A 22,196-nucleotide genomic window follows, 5' to 3' on the forward strand; every position below is an offset into this window, starting at 1 on the left:
GGATGAACACCGCAGGATCGCCTGCTCGCATGCTCGCATGCTACGACGGTTCGCATCGACGTCAGTGCGGAAAAGTCCGGACGACGTCGCGTGCCGATTTCTGTTGAATGGCAATGATGGGCTGAACCGTAAGAAACCGCAGCCTCGAAAAAAGCAGGAACGACCTGCTCTGCCCTTCGTTACGCGCTCTCCTTCACTGTCAGGCGCATGCTACCGCCCATCGTCTCGCCCGGTGCGAGCCGCTGCAGGTCTCCGAAATCGGGATGATGGAAACCGTTGGCCGTGTGGCTCATGGGCTCGAAACACAGAAATGCAAAGTCCGGCGGCGGTGAAAAAAGCATGTAGCGCGAGAAGACGGGGTTGGTGTCGATGGTCGCGCTGAGACCGTGTTCGGGCCAGACCAGACTGGCCCTGCAATCCCATCCCTCGAAACAATTGTTGAGCCCGTGATCCGGAAGGAGGCGCGGTTTTGAGAAATCCACCGTATCAGGCAGCGGTTCGTTTCGGTCGGGAACGTGGTAGTCGTCCTCCGTCCACCAGGATTGTGCGCGGGCCTGCAAGGTCATCCGGGGTGTCCGGGGGAAATATGGATGCAGACCAAGGCCAAACGGCATGGCGTGGCGCGCCTTGTTTTCCACCGCAATGGAGATTGTAAGCCGGCTGCCATCAAGCGCAAACCGCTGTGTCGCCCTGTAGGTGTAGGGTGACTGTGCATCGCCCTCACGCTGCATGTCGATGACCACGGAATGTGCGGTACGCTCAGTGACGGTCCAGTCGCTCTTCCAGCCTTCGCCATGCAGGTAGAAGGGCGGCACGTCATTGGGTTCAAACGTGTATGTGCGGCCTTCATAGTCAAAGGCATTTCCGCCGACCCGATTGGCAAAGGGCACCATCGGAAAGCAGGCCGTATCGGTCGGGCCAAACGCCCCCTCCTCCCCGGCGAACGGCCTCAGGATCGGATGCCCGTTGCGGTGGTATCCATCAAGAACCACACCAAAACGCGGAGACACGCGAACGCGCAGTTCCGTGCTTTCCAGTAAAACCGTTCCGTCTGTCATCGTTCCCCCAATCAGTCAGACCGGCCAAAGCAATACAACAAGCCGGCGCATGAAGCCATCGGCGGCGGATTTTGAAGCACGATCCTGAAAGGCCGGATCAGCGTTCACCGAGGCTCTGGCCGAACTGGGCCGTGATTGGCGCCAGGAAGTAACTGATGAGACGGCGCTCTCCGGTGATCGCGTCGACATTGCCGGTCATCCCGGGACGCAGAGCAAGACGGCCTGACGGCGATTGCAGAGCATCGCTTTCAGGCTTCAAGCGCACGACAAATCCCCAGCGGCCGCTGGCCCCGAGTTCGATCGAATCGGTGGCGATGTCGGTGATAACGGCCATCATCGAACCAAATCGCTCGGCAGGATAGGCATCGAGCCGGATGCGCGCATTCTGTCCGACCTTGAGGAAGCCGCTGTCCTGATTGGAAAACAGCGCTTCAAATTCGAGCTGGCTGTCCCGCGGGACCACCCGCATGAGATCCTGTCCGGACTGAACCACGCCGCCGATTGTCGATACCGCGAGTTGCTCGACTGTTCCCGATACCGGAGCTCTCAGCGTCGCTGCCGCGATCCGTTCGTCCAGTGCTCTGCGCTCCTGGCGCAACGCAGCCAGCCGGGCATCAATCTTGTCCCGTCGCTGCATGGCCCTGTTCTGGTTCGCGCTGAAGAGCCCTGCCCGCTCGGTTTCCAGAACGGACGCCTCAGCTTTCGTTTTGGCGATCTGGCGCTCGACCACATGTTTTTCCGCCTGGAGGTCGTCATAAGCCGCACGGACCTTAAGATACGCCTCCCGGGAGGTAATGCCGCGCTCCATGAGCTTCTCCGCCGCCTGAAGCCGTTCTTCCTGAACCGCCAGCGCTGCATCTGCCTGCTCAATCCGTTCAAGAAGGACATCCAGCGCCTTTCGGTTGACGTCGATGCGTGCATCCGCACCGGCCAGGCCGTCGGTAAAGTCGTTGAGTTCGACGGCAAGCAGGCGTGCCTGCACGGCCTCTTCATCGCCATCTTCGCCACCGGGCAGAAGGTCGCCCGCATCGAATTTTCGCGGCGGTGAGCCACCATCCCGCATTTCAGCAAGGCGCGAGAGAAAAGTGGCGAGCCGCATTGTCTCACGCTTGAGCCGGGCCTCTTCCTCAACCAGCGTTGCCTGCTTTGCTCCGGCGGCGGTGGCGTCGAGCGTCAGCAAAAGATCGCCTTTTTTTACACTTGCTCCGTCCCGCACGAGGATGCCGGTGATGGAGCCGGGATATTCGGCCTGCACCACCTGCACCCGATCAAGCGGCACGATCCGGACGGTGCCGCGGGCGGTCACCTCGACGCGCAGGATGCACGCAGCGATCAGGATGATGGCAAAAACAGACATGCTGAACAGGATGGTGACATGCAATGTCGGTGAAGAGCCGCCCGGTTCGTCAAGCATCCGCATGAGCAACTCCCGTACCAAAATCGATAATGTGATCCCGCTGCGAAAAAACATCTGGCCGGTGGGTGATGACGATGACCGTCATCTTTTCCCTGAGCCGCATCAGTTCCCCCACCATCCGGCCCTGCGCCACCTCATCAAGCGCGCTGGTCGGCTCGTCGAGTATGAGAACGGACGGGTTCTGGAGCACGGCGCGGGCGATGGCGATGCGCTGCCTCTGCCCGCCCGACAGGGCATTCCCCTGCTCTCCAACCGGCGTATCGAGCCCCAGCGGCAGCCGGTAAACGAGGTCATCCGCTGCCGCGACGACCAGCGCTTCGCGCAGCATCGCATCGGTGGCTTCCGCACATCGAAGCTGAAGGTTCTCGCGCAGCGTTCCCGAAAAGAGATACGGATCCTGCGGAACATAGATGATCCGCGACCGGACGCTCTCCGGTTCGAATTCTGAAAGGTCCTCGCCACCCAAGCGGACGGTGCCCCCCTGCGGCACTTCCAGACCGGCAGCCAGGCGCCCGAATGTCGACTTTCCCACCCCCGACGGTCCGACCACGAGGGTGCATGAGTTCGGCGGAATGACGAGGTCGACCCCATCCAGAACCGGTCGTTGATCGACCGCATAGGCGAAGGAGACGGAGCGAAACTCCAGCCGGGGTTCAAGTTCGGCGGGGAGCCTGTTTTTCTCGCCGAAAGGCTCACGCGTGCTGCTCAGTATATCGCCCAGCCGCTGGCGCGAGACGCGAAGGTTCTGCCAGTCCTGCCAAAGCTTTGAGAAGCCGGCGATGGGCGCGGCGATCTTCTCTGCAATTAATTGAAAGGCAATGAGCTGCCCGAGCGTGAGATCGCCGGCAAAGACCTGTTGCGCACCGACATAGATGACGCCGATGAAGACGCCCTTCTCGCACAGCATGGCCAGTTGGCCGCTGACGGCATTCATCGTGTAGACACGGCGCGAAGCCTGGAGGGTATGGGAGAGTGTCTGGCGCAGACGCGACAGCATCGCGCCCTCCGCGGTGAGCGCCTTTACCGCAGTCATGCCGGACAGGTTTTCCACCAGTCGAGCCTGATGGCGCGAACCCGCATCGAACTGGGCGCGCAGGCGCTTTCGCAATACGGGTCCAAAACCCAGATAAAGAACTGCCTGAAGCGGCAGCGCCACGGCCACGACCACGGTCAATTGCCCCGAGATCGACAGAAGAACCGCGACGTAGAGCACAGTAAAGAACAGATCCAGCGACGCACCGGTGGTCAATCCGACCAGGAAGGCGCGAATCGTATCCGTCTCGCCGATCCGGGACAGAGTTTCGCCCACAGGCCATCTTCGGAAGTGCCGCAGCGGCAGGCGGAAGAGATGATCGAACAGCCTTGTTCCAAGTTCCAGCGTCAGGCGGTTGGCGACAGAGATGCCCAGAAAGGCTGCGAGAAGGTTGAAACTGACCTGAAAGAGGTTTGCGCCCACCATGACGACCACCACGACGATCAGAGACGCTTCACGCTGGAACGGCAATATCCGGTCGATAACCACCTGAAAAACAAACGGCTCAAGGAGACCGATCATTCGAACGCAGACGGCCAGAAAGGTGAGCTCCGCATAGAGCGGGATATGTTTGCGCAGCGTCGTTGCGAACCAGGACAGTGGGACACCCTGATCGGCCGATGGAAGGCGTTTTGTCATGTGGAGACCTGCTGATCGGGTGTCCGGCAGTCGGGGCCCTGATGCGTGCAGACCCCCGACCCCGTTCAGTGCAGACATCGCCGCGTCAGGCGATGTCTTCTATCTCGACTGAGGATTAGGCGACGGCGTCTTCGATCGCGCCGCCGATAATTCCGCCAACGGAGTTTCCGACGACACCACCGACTTCAGCCCCTGGCGCGCTTCCGAAAAAACCGCCGACGGCTCCGCCGACAACCGAACCGATGGCCGCACCAATGGTGTGGCCCAGACCCTCGGTTCCTTCGCCGCCACCGCCGAAGCTCACGGGCGCATCAATGCTGACGGTATCAATCTGAAAATCTTCAAACATTTCCAACATCCCTATTTCAAATGTGCTTTTGAGTATGAAGCCGGATAACCGGCGGTTTAACCGGCGAATAATATCCACCGGCATGCGCCCGATACAAAACGTGTCGAGGGCATTCGTTCCGGGCTACGGGAGACCTGCAAAATGCCTCAGGGCCCGGTTGTTCGGCTCACGCGGAACTCTTCCAGTACTTGACAGTTCGAAGAGCGCCATCGGTATGTCTGCGTACGCTGGTCGCGCGACGACCGGGGAAAATATTGCTTCTCAAATCGGCAATGATTTCGCGCGCAGTACCATAGGGAGCGATGAAGTCATTGAAGAACAGGCGGTCGCCGCATCTCCATTCGTGGAATGCGAGTGCGCGGCCGCTCTGCAAGATGGTTCGCTCGGTGCCTTCATCCAGCAGCGCCCAGCTAACGAAGCCCGTGGGGATCCCGTCCGGCGTCAGATAAAACCGCGCTTGGCCAAGATGAAGAGGCGGCAGGATTTCCACGTCGAGATAACGCACTACGGAGAAGGCGCGATGGCTCTCGGAGCGCGCGAGAAGCTCCAGGACATAGCCAATGCCGGAATATAGATCGACGGCCGTCATTGCCTGATCCCCCGTGATGAAGCGGTTGGTTTCGTGTGCCGGAGCTCCATCGCGACCTGCGGACAATGATTCCCGAGAGACGCGAGCATATCCGGAAGCCGTTGCCTGCACGCTATTCGGTGCTCAAGGTGGACTGTCTCGCCCTCCCCGTTGCGCTGCCACAGCACATACCCCAGAGGCACCTGTTGACGGTCGAGCGCAAGGAAAACACTGCCGTCCTGCATGGACTGCAGCAGGCGGGCGTAGCGATCGCCAATCGAGTGATCGACGGCACCTGCATCAAGGTCCTGAAGATCGAGCAGTAGAAGGCCACCGATCTGGCGGTAAAGACTGGAGACGGTTCCGCCCGTATCCTGCATGCCGGGCAGAACGTAGCGCTGCGGCAGAATGCACGGGCGATCGTGATAAGCTTTGAGGAGAGCCGGGGCCTGTTCGCCGCTCTTGAAGAACGCGGCGATTTTCTTTCTAGTCCATTCCTGACCAATCGATTGCGCCAGAAGACGTGCAATCGGGTAGTTCCATGCGTAATCGTAGGTGTCGCTTCCGCATTCCAGAGCGGTTCTCAGCAACTGTAGATCCGTACCGAGATAGCGAGAGTTGTCGGTTAACCAAGCAGTTTCCAGATGCGGCGATAATGCCGGTCGAGCCTGACGCACCCAGCCCAACAGAAGCTGCTCGCCGACAAACGCACAGACTTCACGGGATAATGGCGGCATGGTCGAGCGCCCGGAGCTGACAATCTGCAGGGCGTGGGAAAACTCATGTGCGACCGTGAGAATGTCCGAAGCTGTTCCGCGGTAGGGACAACTCACAAAGGGCAATGTCTTTCGCCCGCGGGCGCCTCGGGCGCCCCGATCGTACGTGAAGGCACGGCCATCCCTGCCCTGCTGCACTTCAAAACTTCTCGGCACCCGCGTCTGCACGAACCGAATCAACCGTGACAGTTCGGGAATACCCGCAGTAAGCGCCTGTGCTGCCATCTCCCACGCTGCCTCACCGCTTGTTTCCGGAGGCACGCTGCGACCTGATGCCCCGGCGCCCGTCAGAAAAACCGGAATTGCATCATCACTCAGGTTTCGCCTGAGGAAGGCATCATCAACACGATTGGTTCTTAACCACTCAGAAAAAATATCAGCCATGAGGAAAAGATATGATCAATATTCGTTTGTAAATTAAAAGTGAGATGCTGTTTACAGCAAATTGATCGGGAGAGATTGTGATTTTTTATGAAATAAAGTCGCCTTTTATATTAGTACCGGACGCGAAATATCATGAAAAGGCGTGCATCTTGCCGATCCGACTTCGCCGTCCGACGCAGTTTCGCGGCTTTCCCCGCTGCGCCTCAATGTCCGCCATGAGACGTGTGATTGTGCTTGCGTCCCCGGTTTCGTTGCATATATACGGGCACACTCCTGAATGATCAGGTTGAGCATCTGCTGGTTGGAGAGGACGCCATGTCTCAAGACGCCCTTTTCCAATTGGGGATGGATTCAGTTGTACTGAACACCGCCCAAAAGGAAGAAAGCATCACCGCGCAGCCCGCATCTGCGGCTTGCGACGACAAGGATCACTTTATCGAGAAGGACGGCGTTCTTTGCGCCGGTTCGCATCTCATCGTGGATCTGTTCGAGGCCGAGCGCCTGGACGATCTGCCTTACATTCAAAAGACGCTGATCGACTGTGTGAACGCAGCCGGTGCCACTCTTTTGCATATCCATCTGCACCCATTCGAGCCGAATGGCGGGATAAGCGGCGTTGCCGTTCTGGCCGAAAGCCATATCTCGATCCATTCCTGGCCCGAGAGGCAATATGCGGCGCTGGACATTTTTATGTGCGGCGACGCACAGCCGGAACGCTGCATCGATGTGCTGAAGGAAGCATTCGCGCCCGGCCGGATGGACGTGAACGAGCTGCTTCGGGGACGAAACGCGTGAGCGGGCGCAAGACCATCTCGGAAACCCTGCATGACGGCGTCGGCATGGTTTTCGATGCCGAGGAAGTGCTTTACGAAGAGGGAACGGGACATCATCAGCTCACGCTGATCCGAAACCCTGTCTTCGGCAAGGTTCTGGTGCTCGATGGTGCTGTGCAGGTTACCAGTCGTGACGAGTTCATCTATCATGAGATGCTTGCGCACGTGCCGCTTGCCGCGCACGAAAGCCCCGCCGATGTGCTGATCATCGGCGGCGGCGATTGCGGCCTCGCGGAGGAGGTGCTGAAGCACAGGCGTGTCGGCACCCTCACCCAGGTGGAGATCGACGCGTCCGTCCTTGACTTCTCACGCGAGCATTTTGCCGACTTCAACGCACCCGTTTTCGACGACCCGCGTTTCAGGGTCGAGATCGCCGACGGGGCGGTTTTTGCTGCGGAAACAGACAGGCGATTCGATGTCATTCTCGTCGATTCAACGGATCCCACCGGCCCCGGCGCGGTTTTGTTTACGACCGAGTTCTACAGGAGCCTGAAACGCATCCTGCGCCCGGGCGGCATCGTGGTTTCGCAGAATGGCGTCCCTTTTCTGCAGCCCGACGAGTTTTCGAAGGCCATGAAGGGGCTGTCCTCGGTGTTTGGGACTGCTACCTGTTACCTCGTCTCCGTCCCCACCTATTTCGGCGGGCACATGACGCTCGGCTGGTCGACTGACAATCCCGCCTCTCTCGCAGTCAGCGAGGAGACGCTTGCAGAACGTATGTCGGGAATTGAAACACGGTACTACACGCCTGCCCACCACAGGGCAGCCTTCGCCCTTCCGCGTTTCATCGAAACGCTGCTGGAGAACGCCGTGAAGCCTTGAGATATGGGCCCAAGGGCCCATTTCCGCTTCTCACTCCATCTGCCACCGGCAGTCTCATCCGGAAGTCCGCATTCCACCTTTCCGCCGGTTTCTCTATGCCTGCTGACCGGAGAAGAACGGCACGCTGGAGGCAAGTTCCGCGTCCAGCTCTTGTGCCCTGCGATAGGCGGGCCTCGTTTCCACCCGCGCCAGATAGTCCTTGAAGACAGGCTTTTCGGGCAGAGCGCGCAGGATGTTCATGGTGTAATTGATCCCGGATGCGAGCTGTGTATCGGCAGCGGTGAAACGCGCGCCTGCCGCATAGGAATTGTTTGCAAGCCGCAGTTCGACGTAAGCCAGCATGTCGGCGAAGGTGCCAAACGGGTATTCGTTGCTCTCATATTTCAGCCCCTGCACATGTGCGCAGATGGCAGGATCAAAAACGGCATCACAATAGACCAGAGCCGCCAGATAGGCCGCCCGATCCGCGTCATTGACCGCGGGTGCCAGTCCAGCCTGCGAATACCGGTCGGCAAGATAGATGGTGATGGCGGCGCGTTCGGTCACCACCTGTCCGTCATGGACAATGGCCGGAACTTTCTTGCTGGGCTGAATGGAACGATAGCTCTCCGGCACACCGCCGCGAGCGCGAATGTCGATCATCTCCAGTTCATAGGGAACCCGCAACTCCTCCAGGAGCCAGAGGATGCTTGATGAGCGCGACCAGGGTGCATGATAGAAAGTCAACATCGGGTTTTCTCCTACTCGATGCCGCACTCTATCAAGCCCCTCCTGACAGGATACCGTCAGCATGCTCCGGTATTCATCCCCGCAGATGCAAAAAGGCGGCCGAAGCCGCCTTTTCCGAGAATGTGAATACCGTCAAGATCAGTTCGGCAGCTTGTCGTCGATGCCCTTGATATAGAAGTTCATGCGAAGGACTTCGCCGTCGGGTGCAACCTGGCCTTCCTCGAGCCAAAGCGTGCCATCCTGCTTGTAGACAGGGCCGGTGAACGGGTTGAAGTTTTCATCCTTGATTTTGGCCTCGATGGCCTCGGCAGCCGCCTTCACATCGTCGGGCATGTTCGTGTAGGGCGCCATGACGACGTGGCCGTCCTTCATGCCACCCCAGACATCCTGCTGCTCCCACGTACCGTCCATCACGGCCTGGACGCGCTCGATGTAATACGGACCCCAGTCATCGACGATGGATGTCAGCTGGGTCTCAGGCGCAAACTTGATCATGTCGGAGGCCTGGCCGAAACCCTTGATGCCGCGATCGGCAGCGACCTGCAGCGGCGCCGTGGAATCGGTGTGCTGCGTGATGATGTCGACGCCCTGATCGAGCAGCGCCTTGGCTGCGTCGGCTTCCTTGCCGGCGTCAAACCAGGTGTTGGCCCAGACGATCTTGACCTGGAAATCCGGATTGACCGACTGCGCGCCGAGCATAAAGGCGTTGATGCCCATCACCACTTCGGGAATCGGGAAGGAGGCGATATAGCCGGCCACGCCCTTCTCCGACATTTTTGCAGCGATCACGCCCTGCACATAGCGGCCTTCGTGAAAGCGCGAATTGAAGGTTGCCACATTGGGGTGATCGCGCTTGAAGCCGGTTGCGTGCTCGAACTTGATGTCGGGGAACTTCGCGGCGACCTTCTGCACCGGATCCATGAAGCCGAACGAGGTGGCGAAGATGATGTCGCACCCCGAGCGGGCAAAACGCTCCAGCGCGCGCTCGGCATCCGCCCCTTCCGGGACGCTTTCGAGATAGGCCGTCTCGACCTTGTCGCCAAAATGCTCCTCGACATCGAGCAGGCCCTGATGATGCTGGTAGGAATAGCCGAAATCGCCAATGGGGCCGACATAGATCCAGCAGGCCTTGGTCTTGTCCTGCGCCGCGGCGGGCGCCGCACCGTAGGCGATGGCCGCAGCACCTGCGGCAAGAGCCATAACGAGTTTCTTCATTGTTGACGTCCTCTCTGTTGTCTGAGTGCGGGGCTTATCTGGCAGGCACAAAGGGCCGGCCGAGGCATGCGGGCGTGTTGACCATCGTCAGGCGCCGGTTTCGCGAGATTAGTACAAGAACGGCGATGGTCGCCAGATAGGGCAATGCGGACAGGAACTGTGAAGGCACGGAAACACCGATCACCTGTGCATGCAGCTGGCCGATTGAGACGGCGCCGAAGAGATAGGCTCCGGCCAGAACGCGCCACGGTCGCCACGATGCGAACACCACCAGCGCCAGCGCGATCCAGCCACGGCCGGCTGTCATGTTCTCGATCCATTGCGGCGTATAGACGAGCGAGAGATACGCGCCCGCGAGCCCGGCGCACGCACCGCCGAAGACGACCGCCGCATAGCGCACGGCGATCACCCTGATGCCGAGCGCATGGGCGGAATCGTGATTGTCCCCCACAGACCGCAGCGTAAGACCCGCGCGGGTGCTGAAGAGAAAATAGCTGACGCCGATGACCAGCAGGATCGAAATATAAAAGAGCGGGGCCTGCGCGAAGAGAAAGCGGCCGACCACGGGCAGATCGGACAGGACCGGAATGACAAGCGGTGTCATCCTGACACCGGGCAAACCGATGAACGCCTCGCCGATCATGCCGGAAACACCAAGCCCCAACAGCGTCAGCGCCAGACCGGTCGCCACCTGATTGGTCACGAGCGAGAGCGTCAGGAACCCAAAGAGGAGGGCGAAGGCTGCGCCGACCAGAACGGCCGCGAACACGCCGAGCAGGGGGAACCGGTGGTTATGGCGACGCCGAATCCTGTCACGGCGCCCATCACCATCATCCCCTCGACGCCGAGATTGAGAACGCCGGAACGCTCCACCACCAGCTCGCCCATTGCGGCGATCAAAAGCGGTGTTGCCGCTGTGGCAATGGTGATCAGAACGGATTCAAGCATGTTTCGCGGCCTCCCCGCCCCGCAAGGCGCGTCCGGCGAGCCGGACCCGGTAGTGGATCAGCATGTCGCAGCCGAGCACGAAGAAAAGCAGCATGCCCTGAAATGCACGGGCGGCCTTGTCGGATAGCCCGAGTGAAATCTGCGCGGCCTCGCCGCCAAGATAGGAGAGCGCGAGCACGAAGCCTGCCGCCACGATGCCCAGCGGATTGAGTCGCCCAAGGAAGGCGACGATGATTGCGGTGAACCCGTAGCCGGGTGAGATGGAGGGCTGGAGCTGACCGATCGCACCTGCGACCTCGGAGATGCCGGCAAGGCCGGCAAGGCCGCCGGAGATGAGAAAGGCCATCATGACCATGCGCGACGAGCTGAAGCCGGCAAACCGCCCTGCCCTTGGACTTTGGCCCAGGACGCGGATTTCAAATCCCTTGCGGGTCTTGCGCAGGACGAACCACAGGATCAGGGCCGCAAGAACGGCAAAGACGATGCCCCAGTTGGCCCTGCCGGCCGAAGGCATCAGTTCGGGCAGAATGGCGAAAGCGTGAAAATCGCGCGTCTCGGGGAAGTTCATTCCGCCCGGATCGCGCCATGGACCGCGCACGATCCAGTCCAGAAAGAGCTGCCCCACATAGACCAGCATAAGGCTTGTCAGAATCTCGTTGGTGTTGAAACGGGCCTTGAGGAAGGCGGGCACGGCCGCATAGGCAGCGCCGCCCGCCATGCCCATGGCGAGCATCAGGGGCAGAACGAGCCAGTTCTGAAAATCGGGAAACACCACGGGCAGGATGCTCCCAGCTATTGCGCCGGCTATGAACTGCCCCTCGGCACCGATGTTCCAGTTGTTGGACAGGAAACAGACCGACAGGCCGACGGCGATCAGGATCAGTGGTGCCGCCTTGATCGCGAGCTCATGGAGCGACCATGTCTCGCGCAGCGGATCGATGAAATAGTAGTAGAGCGCATCGAGCGGGTTCTTGCCAAGAATGGAGAACATGATCGCGCCGGCAATCATGGTAAGCACCAGGGCGATCAGCGGCGAGATGGCGCTGAAGAGAACGGAGTGCTGCGGACGCTTGACGAGTTCCAGTCGCATCATGCGGTCTCCGCACTTTCGGGCCGTTTGGGTTCGGCGCCACCCATCAGCAGGCCGATTTTTTCAAAACTTGCCTCGCCAATCGGCATCGGCGCCGAAAGTCGTCCGTCATGCATGACGGCCACGGAATCGCAGATTTCAAACAGTTCATCCAGATCCTGACTGATGACCAGAACCGCCGAGCCCGAGCGCGCCAGGTCGATCAGGGCCTGCCGGATGCGCGCGGCGGCCCCCGCATCGACGCCCCAGGTGGGCTGGTTCACCACCATCACTGCGGGCTGGCGATCGAGCTCGCGGCCGATGATGAACTTTTGCAGATTGCCGCCCGACAGGGCGGAAGCTTCTGGATCCTCGCCGCTTTTTCGAACGTCCATTATCTTGACGATGCGGGAAGCGGCCTTCGCCAGCGCGCCCGAACGCACGGTGCCGAGCGCCCCGACGAGAGCGCCCGCATCGGTGATATGGCGCGACAGGAAGAGATTCTCTGAAAGCCGCATCTGCGGCGCCGCGCCGTGACCAAGGCGCTCTTCAGGCACGAAGGCGGCGCCCAGCAGGCGGCGGCCGGAAATGCCGGTTCGCCCCGCATCCCTGCCGCGAATGCGGATGGCACCCGCCTGTTCCTGAAGCACTTCCCCAGACAGGGCTTCGAACAGTTCCCCCTGTCCATTGCCCGCCACGCCGGCAATGCCCATGACCTCACCGGCGCGCACCGAAAGGCTGATCCCTCGAAGCGGCATGGCGAACGGGTTTGCGGCGGGCCGTTTTAGCGCCGTGATTTCCAGCAGCGCCTCGCCGCCGGTATCAACGCTGCCGGTGCGCCTGACTGCATCGACGTCATCGCCGACCATCATGCGGGCAAGCGAGGCGGCAGTCTCCTGCCGTGGATCGCAATGCGAAACCACCCTGCCGTGGCGCAGAACGGTTGCACGGTCGCAAAGCCTTTTCACCTCCTCCAGCCGGTGGGAGATGTAGAGGATCGATTTGCCCTCGTCGCGCAGGGTTTCCAGCGTCTCGAAGAGTTTGTCCGCCTCCTGCGGGGTCAGAACCGACGTCGGCTCGTCGAGAATGATCAGATCCGGTTTTTGCAGCAGGCAACGGATGATCTCGATTCGCTGACGCTCTCCGACCGAAAGGTCGCCTACATGGGCAAAGGGATCGAGCGGCAGGCCATAGGCCTTTGACAAGTCGCGTGCGCGTTCGGCCACCTGCAGGATCGGCGTGTTGTCGTCCAGCGACAGCATGATGTTTTCAGCCGCGGTCAACGCCTCAAACAGCGAGAAATGCTGGAAAACCATGCCGATGCCGAGACGACGGGCCTCGCCCGGCGACTGGATGGACACCGGCTTTCCCTTCCAGCGAATGTCGCCCGCGGCCGGTTCGAGCGCACCGAACAGCATCTTGACCAGTGTCGACTTGCCGGCGCCGTTCTCACCGAGGAGCGCATGAATCTCGCCCTTGCCAATCGAAAGGTCGATCGCGTCGCACGCCTTCAGGGCGCCAAATATCTTTGTCAGCCCGCGAACTTCCAGAAGTTCGCTGCCCTTGCCTTCGTGTGCTTGATCCACGCCGGCTCCCATTTCGGACATTTTTATTTTGTTCCCAACTCGATCATAGGCAGACGGCTTTGTCGTTAATTAGAGCCGCGTTGCTTGAAAGAGCTTCAAACGCGACGGCCCCTTTACTCATTACGCCCTTTGCCCAGATTCGGCCAAGCCTGCATGATGCCCCCGATCACAAAGAGATAAATGCCGGTGGCGCCGATGCCGATCCGAACCAGCGGATGCGCCTCGAGATGCTGGACAAGTCCAAGCACGCCAAACGCGCACCAGGCAAAGAAGATGGTCAGATTGAGCGCGCGCAGTCGCTGCACGCGCACCGGATGGAGGAAGAAGACGGGCAGAAAGGTCGTCACAGCCGAGATGAGAACAACGGCGAACGCGACATATTCACCCGGCTCCACCACGAACAGGGTGAACACCACCATGTTCCAGACCACAGGAAAACCTTTGAAGAAATTCTCCCGGGTCTTCATGCCGGTATCGGCATAATAGATCGCGCTGGTAACGACGATGATCGCCGCCGACAGGAAGGAAAGTCCCTCGCCCATGAACCCGCTCTGGTAGAGCGCGAACGCGGGAATGAGAACATAGGTGACATAGTCGATGATGTTGTCGAGCATATCGCCCGACCATGTGGGCAAAACCTGCTTTACATCGAGCCTACGCGCGATCGGCCCGTCGATCCCATCGACGAACAGCGCGAAGCCGAGCCACCAGAACATGGCGACCCACCGCCCTTCGCTGGCTGCGACCAGCGACAGAAATGCGAGAAAGGATCCGGATGCCGTCAAAAGGTGAACGGAAAACGCCTTGGCCTGTGGGGCCGTGACTTTTTTGGTCTTCATGCTCTGTGCCCAGATCCTGACCCCAGAGCGTTTTCGCTTTTCGTAGATCGCAAAAACGCTCTATCCTGTTGTTTTTGCGCAATTCCGGACGGAAAACCGGTTCATGCTTTTCCTGAAATTGCTTTAAGGTCCGCGCCAGTCGAGCGGGCATATCTCTGCCGACCGCCCGGCAAAATTCCAGTTGCGGCCAAAGGCGCGCATGCGGCTCTTCTCGGATCGGGCAACGGTAATCTCCGGCGCGATCCAGTATTGCGAATTTGTGATGACCGTGTCGCCCTCGGCATCCTTGCCGGCGATCGGCGTGATGGCGCCGTCGATGATTTTCGGAATCTGGAAAATGCGGGTCTTCCCGTCGGTTTCATAGTGGACCGGCGCCCGCTGTATGCCGAGAAACTGTCCCACGAGAATCGAGAGAAGCCCTGTTGTCCCGCCGGCCTTGCCGGAAAAGATCTTGCCGATGGCTTTTTCCGCATAGATCGACGCGCGTTCATCCAGAAAGATACCCGCTGTCCAGTTGCCGCGGCTCATATAGCCTGGAATTTCCATGACAAGCCCGAGATTGAGGCCGGAAAGGTCCGTCTCGCCGTAGTGCCCCTGGTCTATCCGAAACCCGGCCCAGGTCTGGCAGTACCCCTCGGTGGGCGGATGGTTGCCCAGCGAAAGCACGCAGGGGCAGAACACGGTGCAATTGCACGACAGTACCAGCTCGCCTTTCAGCGCCCAGTCTTTCTTTCCCATGGCATCGGCCCCTCTTCTAAAATGAGATTACAAGAAGCGTAAGCGCCCACACAAGAAGGAGCGCACCCGAAACGCGTGTGAAAACGCGGCTATGACCAGATTTCTCGACCAGCGTGAACACGCCGAGAAGCGCCATCCAGAACACATTCATGAGCCAACGGCCAACATGACCAGCATAAGCGCCCAGCAACAGCCGAGGCACCAGAGCCCTTGCTGCAGGCCGAGCCGGTAGATTGTGGCAGGGCGTGTGCTCCAGCGGCCAAACAGGGTGGCAAAGGGATTGCGGCACTTGACGAGGCAGGCCTCTTTCAAGGCGGAGAACTGATAAAATCCGGCAATGGCGAGAACAATCGCGCCGGCATGGCCCGTCCAGGGAGACAGGAAAGTTTCGCCATTGAAGCTTCGGAACGCACCGAGTGCCAATGCTGCGAAACCGAACGATGCCGCCAGCCAGACGGAGAGATACCCGGTCACGAGAATGACGGGATGCACCACGCTTTCACCCTTTCGGGCGGCGGTATCGGCAATCTCGCAATAGGTGCGGAGCAGCGGCGCAGCGACGGCAGCATCATGGCAACCGCCATCAGGAACCACATGAAGGCGAGAAGAAAGAAGGCGGTCCAGCCGTTGCCGGCGCCGACCGGAGCAAGGCAGAGGGACAAAAACGTCTCGAAGGAAGCCGGCAATGCGATTTCGGGAATGTGTTGAAGCAAGGCCGCCCCCGGCCCGGCAGCCCTCGGGTCGACGGCGGCGATCCTCACGCCCATGAGTGCGAGAACGGCCCAGGACGCTGCAATGGCCAGACAAAGCGCAGACAGCGAAAGCGGATAAGCCAGACGTGCCATGCGGTGCACGGTGCGCCCGGAACCCGCCAGAGCAGTCAGATCGTCATCCTTGCAACTCACATCCGAACCTCATCCATCAGACTGGGTTCTTTCGCCACGTTGAAGCTTGCGCCGAACCGACCCATCATGACAAAGACAGGAAGCGCTGCTGTCGATCAAGACAGAAACAGAGATGGATGGAAAGCCGTGAGCGATCGCAACCGCAGGATACTCGTTGCAGGGACAGGGCCAGCCGGCCTGATCGCCGCGCTGATGCTCGCGCATCACGGCCACGCGGTAACGCTTGTGGGCCCCGTCCCCGAGGGGCGTGACCGGAGGACCGTGGCGCTGATGCGCCCGTCGCTCGACCTGATCGAGCCCCTTGGCATACTTGACCGGCTGCTGCCGGAAACCGCGCCGCTGCGCGCCATGCGGCTTGTGGACGCGACGGGGCGTCTCATCCGCAGCCCGACGGTGACCTTTCATGCAGGCGAGATCGGCGAAGAGTTTTTTGGGCTGAACATCCCCAATGCGCGCCTGACGGAAGAGCTCGCAGAGGCGGCAAGAACCTCGCCCCTGATCGACTGGCACGAAAGCCTTGTAGAGAAATGGGCCTGCGAAAGCGACCGCGTGACCGCAACGCTCAGAAACGGCGAACGCCTTGTGGCGCAGCTTGCGGTGGCCGCCGACGGGCGCGGCTCGCCGGCGCGGGAAGCCGCCGGTATTTCTGCCAAGACCCGAGCCCTTCCCCAGGCCGCCCTGGTGCTCAACTTCAAGCATGCGCGTGAGCACGGATTTGTATCGACCGAGTTTCACACCCAGAGCGGCCCCTGCACACAGGTCCCCCTCCCCGGAATGCGTTCGAGCCTTGTCTGGGTGCTGAACCCCGAAGATGCCGAGACGATGAACGCACTCGGCGACGAAGAGCTGTCGCGCAGGGTCGAGGAACGGCTTTCGTCGATGCTCGGCCGCGTCACCGTGGAACCCGGCCGTCAGATTTATCCGCTCGGCACGCTGATGCCGTCGCGCTTCGGACAGAACCGGGTGGCGCTTGTCGGTGAGGCGGCGCATGTTTTCCCACCCATCTCGGCACAGGGGCTCAATCTGGGCATTCGGGACGTCGAGGACCTCGTGGCCGTGGCCAGTGCTTTTCCCGACGATCCCGGGTCACCTGCCGCCATGAGCCGCTATCACGCTGCCAGGCGCCCGGATATTCTTGCCCGGAGCAACTCGGTCAACCTTCTGAATGCTTCGCTTCTTTCGGGCTTTCTTCCCGCACAGATTGCCCGCAGCGCCGGGCTCAGTGTCATCGGAAGCATTCCGCCGCTGCGCGTCCTCTTCATGCGCGAAGGCATGCGGCCCGGCAGCGGCTTCTCCGCGCTTCTGCCGTTTAAGGGAAAAGGTCCGGCGGCAGGAGCCCGTTCGTGATGGCGTAGAGGAGCGCTGTTACTGTGCCGACCGACACGAGCGTGGTGATGAGCACGCTTGCCGAAGCGCGCTCCATCCAGACACCGTATTGCTGGCTTATGACAAACACGTTGGTTGCCGTGGGCAGCGAGGCAAGAAGTACGGCTGAAAATACCCAGCTCTCGGAGAAATTTCCGACCCAGCTCAGCATGACATAGCAGATGGCCGGGTGGAGGATGAGCTTGAGGAAAACGATGGCGCCGACTTCGTGCGGCACACGCTTCAGCGGTCTGAGCGCCAGGCTGACCCCCATGGCGAAGAGCGCACAGGGAGCTGCTGCCGATGCCAGATAGGCAAGCAGCCGCTCAACGGGCAATGGCGGGGCAAAATTGATCGCTGCCGCGGCCACGCCTGCCGCTGTTGCCACAATAAACGGATGGAGCACGATCTTGCGCACCACTTCCAGAGCCAGCCGGCCCGGTTTCTGGCCGCTGCCGCCTGAGATCGCCATCATCATCGGCGCAACCGCAAAGTGGACCATGTTCTCGAAGCAGAAGATCAGCGCCACGGGCACCGCAGCATCTTCACCGAAGGCGAGCAGCGCCAGGCCCGGCCCCATATAGCCGATATTGCCGTAGCTGGCGGCAAGCCCCTTGATGGTGCTTTCAGCGATCGAGCTTCGGCTGATCAGAAGCGAACCGGCAAACATGATGGCGAAGACGATATAGGTGGAGGCGACCGCGCCAAAAATATAGCCCCACTCCGTCAGACGCTCGATGGGCGTTTTGGCTAGAAGCTGGAAAAAGAGAGCCGGAAGCGCCACATAAATGACGAACGTGTTCATCCAGCCGAGCGCGTCGGCCGGATGGGGCTTCAGCCGCGCCACCGCATAGCCGATGAAGATCAATCCGAAAAACGGCAGAACAAGTCCTGCGACACCGGTCATGGCCCATCCCTGTCTGGGCCACCGCTCGGTTCACTTACCCGCAGAGGCAGGTTGAAAACGTTTCGCCCATACATGGCGGCTAGCCCGCGCGCGCCCTGCCCGTCAAGCCTGCGGGATTGAATTGTGGCGGCGGCTGCGCCACATAGGGGCCAGAGGTACAATTATGCAAACTATTGGAACTGCAAAATTTCGCATTGGTCAGGTCGTTCGCCACCGAGTGTTCGACTTTCGTGGCGTGATTTTCGATGTCGATCCCGAATTCAACAACACCGAAGCCTGGTATCAGGCGATCCCGGAAGAAGTGCGTCCGCGCAAGGATCAGCCATTCTACCACCTCCTCGCCGAGAACGAGGAGACGGAATATGTGGCCTATGTCTCGGAGCAGAATCTGATGCCCGATGAATCCGGCGTGCCCGTCCGGCACCCGCAGCTCGCGGAATTCTTCGTGGAGACCGGCGACGGTCACTACGAACCCCGCGAGCGCATGCATCACTGACTGCATTTATTGAAGCGCATATGAAAACAGGGCCGCGAAGGCCCTGTTTTTTAATGAGATTCCGAAGGAGAATGAAGACTATTCAGCCTTCTTGGCCTTCTCCTGAGCTTCACGCAGCTTTTCGGTAAACTCTTCGTTGTTCTTGTTCACGAAGTCCTGAAGCTTCTTCTGGCGGTCCTCGATGTCGGACTGCGGCAGCGGGTCGCCGTCATAGGCGTTGGTGAAACCGGACAGCGACATCTTGATCGGGTTCGGCTGGTTCTGGAAATTGACGGAGGTGAGCGTCAGTTCCGAGCCGCGCTTGAAGGAAGCCACGAGCTGATCGGTCAGCGGGGCTTCCGCGATGCAGCGATCCGGCAGGCAGATCGCGTAGTCGATCTTCTGGGTCTGGCCACCGTCGATCTGCAGGCCGATGCCGGGAGGCACCATGCGGCCGGTCGGAACGGTGATCTGGAAGACCTTGCGGTTCACCTTGCCCTTCACTTCGATCAGGCTGACGCCTGTGATCATCTGGCCGGTTTCCGCCACGAGAACGTTCTGCACATTGCAGATATCCACGTCTTCCTGTTTGGTGCAGGCCTTGAACCAGCCCTGCGGCGGCTGCTGCTGTTGCGCGGCGGCGACACCAACTCCGCTTGCGGCCACGCAGGCGGCGCCGGCAAGGGCGAACAGGGTGCGGATTGCTTTCGCGTTCAGGCTTTTCATATGGCTCAGTTCCTCTAAATGCACAGCACCAGAATATCGATCACTGCGTCACCTGTTGTTAAAATGCGGCGACAGCATGACCCTTGGCCGCGTGTTACACCGCCATGCGGTGCGAATCCAGTCCGTCCGCGCATTTCCCTGGACTTTATGACAGTGTGCGGCAAACATCACACGATCTGCGGGAAGCCCGGAAAAGGTCACACTGTGTGCTAGGCTCCCCGGCGAATCACGGAAACGCGCAATTCCCGGCCAAGGTGTCTCAATGTCTGCAGCCCTCAAACCCCTTTGTTTCGCCCTGTTGGCGAGTGTGATCGCAACAGGTGCGGCTGTCGCGGCGGATGAGCAGCCGAAACATGCCATCGCCATGCACGGCGCACCTGAACTGCCGGCCGGTTTCTCGCATTTCCCCTACGCAAATCCCGAAGCGCCAAAGGGCGGCGACATCACCTATTGCGTCGTGGGGTCCTTCGACAACCTCAATCCTTTCATTCTCAAAAGCATGCGCACCACGGCGCGCGGCGTAATCGACACCATTTTCGGCAATCTGGTGTTTGAATCCCTGATGATGCGCAGTGCCGACGAGCCCTTTTCACTCTACGGCCTGCTGGCAGAAAGCGTGGAGATGGACGAGGCGCGCAGTTATGCTGAATTCAACCTGAACCCGGACGCCAAATGGTCGGACGGAACGGATGTGACGCCGGAAGACGTGATCTTCACCTACGAGGCGTACACGGAGAAGGGACGCCCGCCCTATTCCAGCCGCATGGCAAAGATCGAGAAAATCGAGAAAACCGGCGATCACAGCGTGCGCTTCACCTTCAACGACAAGGCGGATCGCGAGTTTCCGCTGATCGTTGCAATGACCCCGATCATCCCGGAACACGCATTCGACATCGAGACTTTCGATCAGACGACGCTCAAACCGGTGACCGGCAGCGGCGCGTATCGCATTTCGGAGGTCGAGCCCGGTCGGCGCATCGTCTTCACCCGAAACGAAGAGTATTGGGGCGAAAACATCCCGTCGAAGCGCGGTTTCGACAATTTCGACAAGGTCACCATCGAGTACTTTCTGAACGCAAATTCGCTTATCGAGGCGTTCAAGAAGGGCATTTGCTCGGTCTATGCAGAATCCGACCCGGTGCGCCGGCAGCGCGGCATCGATTTTCCGGCTGCCCGCGAAGGCAAGGTCGTCAGCGAAACCTTCACCAATGGCATCCCGCCCGCGGTCACGGGCTTTTTCTTCAACACACGCCGCGAAAAATTCGCCGATCCGCAGGTGCGCCGCGCACTTTCCAAGCTCTATGATTTTGGCTGGGTCAACACGAACGTGTTGCGCGGCGAATATGAACGCACGCTCAGCTACTGGCAGGGATCGCATCTCTCCGCCCTTGGAAAGCCCGCCGACGAGCGCGAGCGCGCCCTTTTGGAACCCTTTGCCGACCGCGTGACGCCGGACGTCATGGACGGGACCTATGGCAAGGCGGAGATGGCCGGAGCGCCCATCGGGCGTGGTGAAATGCGCGAAGCGCTGCAGATGCTTCAGCAGGCCGGTTACAGCCTCGAAGGCAATGCACTGGTGAATGCCGATGGCGAGGCCCTCACCTTCGAAATCCTCGTGACCTCAGAGGAAGGCGAGAAACTGGCCGCCGTTTTTCAGCGAGTGCTCAAGAAAATCGGCATAGATGTTTCGATCCGCCTGCTGGACGATTCACAGGCCCAGCAGCGCAAGCAGCGCTATGATTTCGACGTAATCATCGCTTCCGTGGGCTTTTCCGGTTCGCTGTCGCCCGGTATCGAGCAGATCAACCGCTGGGGTTCTGAAGCTGCGAAGGCCGAGGGTACGTTCAACCTTTCAGGCGCAGCCGATCCGGCGATCGATGCCATGATCGACGCGATGCTCAATGCGCGGGACATGGACGACTACGCCGCAGCCGTGCGCGCGCTCGACCGGCTTTTGATGTCCGGCGCTTATGTCGTCCCCATGCAGCATGACAGCGACGAATGGGTCGCCTACTGGAGCGATCTGGCGCATCCCGAGAAGACGCCGCTTTACGGATACAAGCTGCAGACCTGGTGGCACAACAAGGACGCTGAATAAGACCTGAGACCATGACTGTTCCCGTTACGATCGACGTCGTTTCCGACGTCGTATGCCCCTGGTGTTATGTGGGGCGCGCACGTCTGAAGAAGGCTTTGGAGGCAGTTCCAGAGATTTCCATCAATCTGCGCTGGCGACCGTTCCAGCTCGACCCGACCATTCCGCCAGAAGGCAAGAGCCGGCGGGATTATCTCGCCGACAAATTCGGCGATGAAGCCCGTATCCGGCAGATGCACGAGCAGCTTGGCACTATCGGAGAGGCCGAGGGGATATCCTTCGATTTCGACGCCATTGCGCTTTCACCCAACACGCTCAACGCACACCGGGTAATCCGCTGGGCGGCAACGGCGGAACCGGGCGTGCAGGATCGCCTCGTCGGCCGCCTTTTCGCACTCTATTTCGAGGAAGGCGCGGATGTCGGAGATGCCACCGTCCTGATCCAGGCCGCAAAAGAGGCAGGGATGGACGCTGCGGTGGTCGAGACGCTGCTTGCGACCGACGCCGACCGGACCGAGGTCGAACAGGAGATCGCGACCGCTCAACAGATGGGTGTCACCGGCGTGCCGTGCTTCCTGCTTGAGGGCAGGTATGCGGTGGTGGGAGCGCAGGAACCGGCAACACTTGCCGATGCCATCCGCCAGGTGGCACAGGCCAAGGCTGACGGCACGCTGGACAACGGCCAGGGGTGACCTCTGAGGCGGGGTAAGACAAGCGGTC

The 22,196-nt window shown here is 60.2% G+C and carries 22 protein-coding genes and 1 pseudogene; 6 read left to right on the plus strand and 17 right to left on the minus strand.

Annotated features, from left to right (window positions below; all coding sequences use genetic code 11):
* Positions 1 to 179: 179 nt before the first annotated feature.
* The 6 genes from JCM21793_RS03080 to JCM21793_RS29105 form a co-directional block, all read right to left on the minus strand.
* A complete protein-coding gene (locus JCM21793_RS03080) occupies positions 180 to 1,058 on the minus strand; it encodes an aldose 1-epimerase (RefSeq protein WP_025029417.1) in 879 nt (292 codons plus the stop codon).
* A 97-nt stretch (positions 1,059 to 1,155) separates the two neighbouring features.
* Positions 1,156 to 2,478, minus strand: a complete 1,323-nt coding sequence (locus JCM21793_RS03085) for an HlyD family type I secretion periplasmic adaptor subunit (RefSeq protein ID WP_025029418.1) — start codon at positions 2,476 to 2,478, stop codon at positions 1,156 to 1,158.
* Positions 2,465 to 4,147 (minus strand): peptidase domain-containing ABC transporter, encoded by a 1,683-nt coding sequence (locus tag JCM21793_RS03090; protein ID WP_007009868.1) that lies wholly within the window; start codon positions 4,145 to 4,147, stop codon positions 2,465 to 2,467. The genes JCM21793_RS03085 and JCM21793_RS03090 overlap by 14 nt, the downstream gene beginning before the upstream one ends.
* A 115-nt stretch (positions 4,148 to 4,262) precedes the next feature.
* On the minus strand, positions 4,263 to 4,574 hold the full coding sequence (locus JCM21793_RS03095) for a hypothetical protein (protein ID WP_244439643.1): 312 nt from the start codon (positions 4,572 to 4,574) through the stop codon (positions 4,263 to 4,265).
* A gap of 88 nt (positions 4,575 to 4,662) precedes the next feature.
* Complete coding sequence (locus tag JCM21793_RS03100; protein ID WP_025029420.1) at positions 4,663 to 5,085, minus strand: toxin-activating lysine-acyltransferase; 423 nt, start codon at positions 5,083 to 5,085, stop codon at positions 4,663 to 4,665.
* Positions 5,082 to 6,224: a hypothetical protein gene (locus tag JCM21793_RS29105; protein WP_025029421.1), complete on the minus strand. Its 1,143-nt coding sequence runs from the start codon at positions 6,222 to 6,224 to the stop codon at positions 5,082 to 5,084. The genes JCM21793_RS03100 and JCM21793_RS29105 overlap by 4 nt, the downstream gene beginning before the upstream one ends.
* Before the next feature lie 345 nt (positions 6,225 to 6,569).
* Between JCM21793_RS29105 and speD the strand changes: the two genes are divergently transcribed.
* The gene (speD, locus tag JCM21793_RS03110) at positions 6,570 to 7,019 is read left to right on the plus strand and encodes an adenosylmethionine decarboxylase (protein ID WP_007009872.1); all 450 of its coding nucleotides are present in this window, start codon (positions 6,570 to 6,572) and stop codon (positions 7,017 to 7,019) included.
* Positions 7,016 to 7,879, plus strand: coding sequence for a polyamine aminopropyltransferase (speE, locus tag JCM21793_RS03115; RefSeq protein ID WP_025029423.1), 864 nt, complete (start codon positions 7,016 to 7,018; stop codon positions 7,877 to 7,879). The genes speD and speE overlap by 4 nt, the downstream gene beginning before the upstream one ends.
* Before the next feature lie 93 nt (positions 7,880 to 7,972).
* On the opposite strand, the gene JCM21793_RS03120 is transcribed toward speE, so the two are convergent.
* The 9 genes and pseudogenes from JCM21793_RS03120 to JCM21793_RS30010 all read right to left on the minus strand — a co-directional run bounded on the left by JCM21793_RS03120 (position 7,973) and on the right by JCM21793_RS30010 (position 15,908).
* Entirely contained in the window at positions 7,973 to 8,608 is a 636-nt protein-coding gene (locus JCM21793_RS03120) for a glutathione S-transferase family protein (RefSeq protein WP_025029424.1), read from the minus strand.
* Positions 8,609 to 8,746: 138 nt separating this feature from the next.
* Positions 8,747 to 9,823, minus strand: a complete 1,077-nt coding sequence (locus tag JCM21793_RS03125) for a BMP family ABC transporter substrate-binding protein (RefSeq protein WP_025029425.1) — start codon at positions 9,821 to 9,823, stop codon at positions 8,747 to 8,749.
* A gap of 34 nt (positions 9,824 to 9,857) precedes the next feature.
* Positions 9,858 to 10,771: pseudogene (locus JCM21793_RS23865) on the minus strand (ABC transporter permease).
* The gene (locus JCM21793_RS03135; protein WP_025029426.1) at positions 10,764 to 11,861 is read right to left on the minus strand and encodes an ABC transporter permease; all 1,098 of its coding nucleotides are present in this window, start codon (positions 11,859 to 11,861) and stop codon (positions 10,764 to 10,766) included. The pseudogene JCM21793_RS23865 and the gene JCM21793_RS03135 overlap by 8 nt, the downstream one beginning before the upstream one ends.
* On the minus strand, positions 11,861 to 13,438 hold the full coding sequence (locus JCM21793_RS03140; protein ID WP_025029427.1) for an ABC transporter ATP-binding protein: 1,578 nt from the start codon (positions 13,436 to 13,438) through the stop codon (positions 11,861 to 11,863). The genes JCM21793_RS03135 and JCM21793_RS03140 overlap by 1 nt, the downstream gene beginning before the upstream one ends.
* 101 nt (positions 13,439 to 13,539) lie before the next feature.
* Positions 13,540 to 14,265, minus strand: coding sequence for a phosphatidylcholine synthase (gene pcsA / locus JCM21793_RS03145; protein ID WP_025029428.1), 726 nt, complete (start codon positions 14,263 to 14,265; stop codon positions 13,540 to 13,542).
* 123 nt (positions 14,266 to 14,388) lie between these two features.
* Positions 14,389 to 15,003, minus strand: coding sequence for a DUF1326 domain-containing protein (locus JCM21793_RS03150; protein WP_025029429.1), 615 nt, complete (start codon positions 15,001 to 15,003; stop codon positions 14,389 to 14,391).
* Positions 15,004 to 15,150: 147 nt separating this feature from the next.
* The gene (locus tag JCM21793_RS30005; protein WP_244439646.1) at positions 15,151 to 15,552 is read right to left on the minus strand and encodes a DUF2182 domain-containing protein; all 402 of its coding nucleotides are present in this window, start codon (positions 15,550 to 15,552) and stop codon (positions 15,151 to 15,153) included.
* A complete protein-coding gene (locus JCM21793_RS30010) occupies positions 15,474 to 15,908 on the minus strand; it encodes a hypothetical protein (RefSeq protein ID WP_244439644.1) in 435 nt (144 codons plus the stop codon). The genes JCM21793_RS30005 and JCM21793_RS30010 overlap by 79 nt, the downstream gene beginning before the upstream one ends.
* Positions 15,909 to 16,034: 126 nt before the next feature.
* Between JCM21793_RS30010 and JCM21793_RS03160 the strand changes: the two genes are divergently transcribed.
* The gene (locus JCM21793_RS03160; protein ID WP_025029430.1) at positions 16,035 to 17,255 is read left to right on the plus strand and encodes a UbiH/UbiF family hydroxylase; all 1,221 of its coding nucleotides are present in this window, start codon (positions 16,035 to 16,037) and stop codon (positions 17,253 to 17,255) included.
* On the opposite strand, the gene JCM21793_RS03165 is transcribed toward JCM21793_RS03160, so the two are convergent.
* A complete protein-coding gene (locus tag JCM21793_RS03165; protein ID WP_025029431.1) occupies positions 17,218 to 18,180 on the minus strand; it encodes an AEC family transporter in 963 nt (320 codons plus the stop codon). The two genes, JCM21793_RS03160 and JCM21793_RS03165, sit on opposite strands and share 38 nt — an antisense overlap.
* Positions 18,181 to 18,343: 163 nt before the next feature.
* Here JCM21793_RS03165 and hspQ point away from each other — a divergent pair, with 163 nt between their 5' ends.
* Positions 18,344 to 18,676: a heat shock protein HspQ gene (gene hspQ, locus JCM21793_RS03170; protein ID WP_007009885.1), complete on the plus strand. Its 333-nt coding sequence runs from the start codon at positions 18,344 to 18,346 to the stop codon at positions 18,674 to 18,676.
* 78 nt (positions 18,677 to 18,754) lie between these two features.
* Here hspQ and JCM21793_RS03175 read toward each other — a convergent pair whose 3' ends face one another.
* A complete protein-coding gene (locus JCM21793_RS03175; RefSeq protein ID WP_007009886.1) occupies positions 18,755 to 19,381 on the minus strand; it encodes an invasion associated locus B family protein in 627 nt (208 codons plus the stop codon).
* A gap of 262 nt (positions 19,382 to 19,643) precedes the next feature.
* On the opposite strand from JCM21793_RS03175, the gene JCM21793_RS03180 reads away from it, so the two are divergent.
* Positions 19,644 to 21,479, plus strand: coding sequence for an extracellular solute-binding protein (locus JCM21793_RS03180; RefSeq protein WP_025029433.1), 1,836 nt, complete (start codon positions 19,644 to 19,646; stop codon positions 21,477 to 21,479).
* A gap of 11 nt (positions 21,480 to 21,490) precedes the next feature.
* The gene (locus tag JCM21793_RS03185) at positions 21,491 to 22,168 is read left to right on the plus strand and encodes a DsbA family oxidoreductase (RefSeq protein ID WP_025029434.1); all 678 of its coding nucleotides are present in this window, start codon (positions 21,491 to 21,493) and stop codon (positions 22,166 to 22,168) included.
* Positions 22,169 to 22,196 lie beyond the last annotated feature (28 nt).

The sequence above is a fragment of the Nitratireductor aquibiodomus NL21 = JCM 21793 genome (assembly GCF_000615975.1).
Lineage (GTDB): Bacteria > Pseudomonadota > Alphaproteobacteria > Rhizobiales > Rhizobiaceae > Nitratireductor > Nitratireductor aquibiodomus.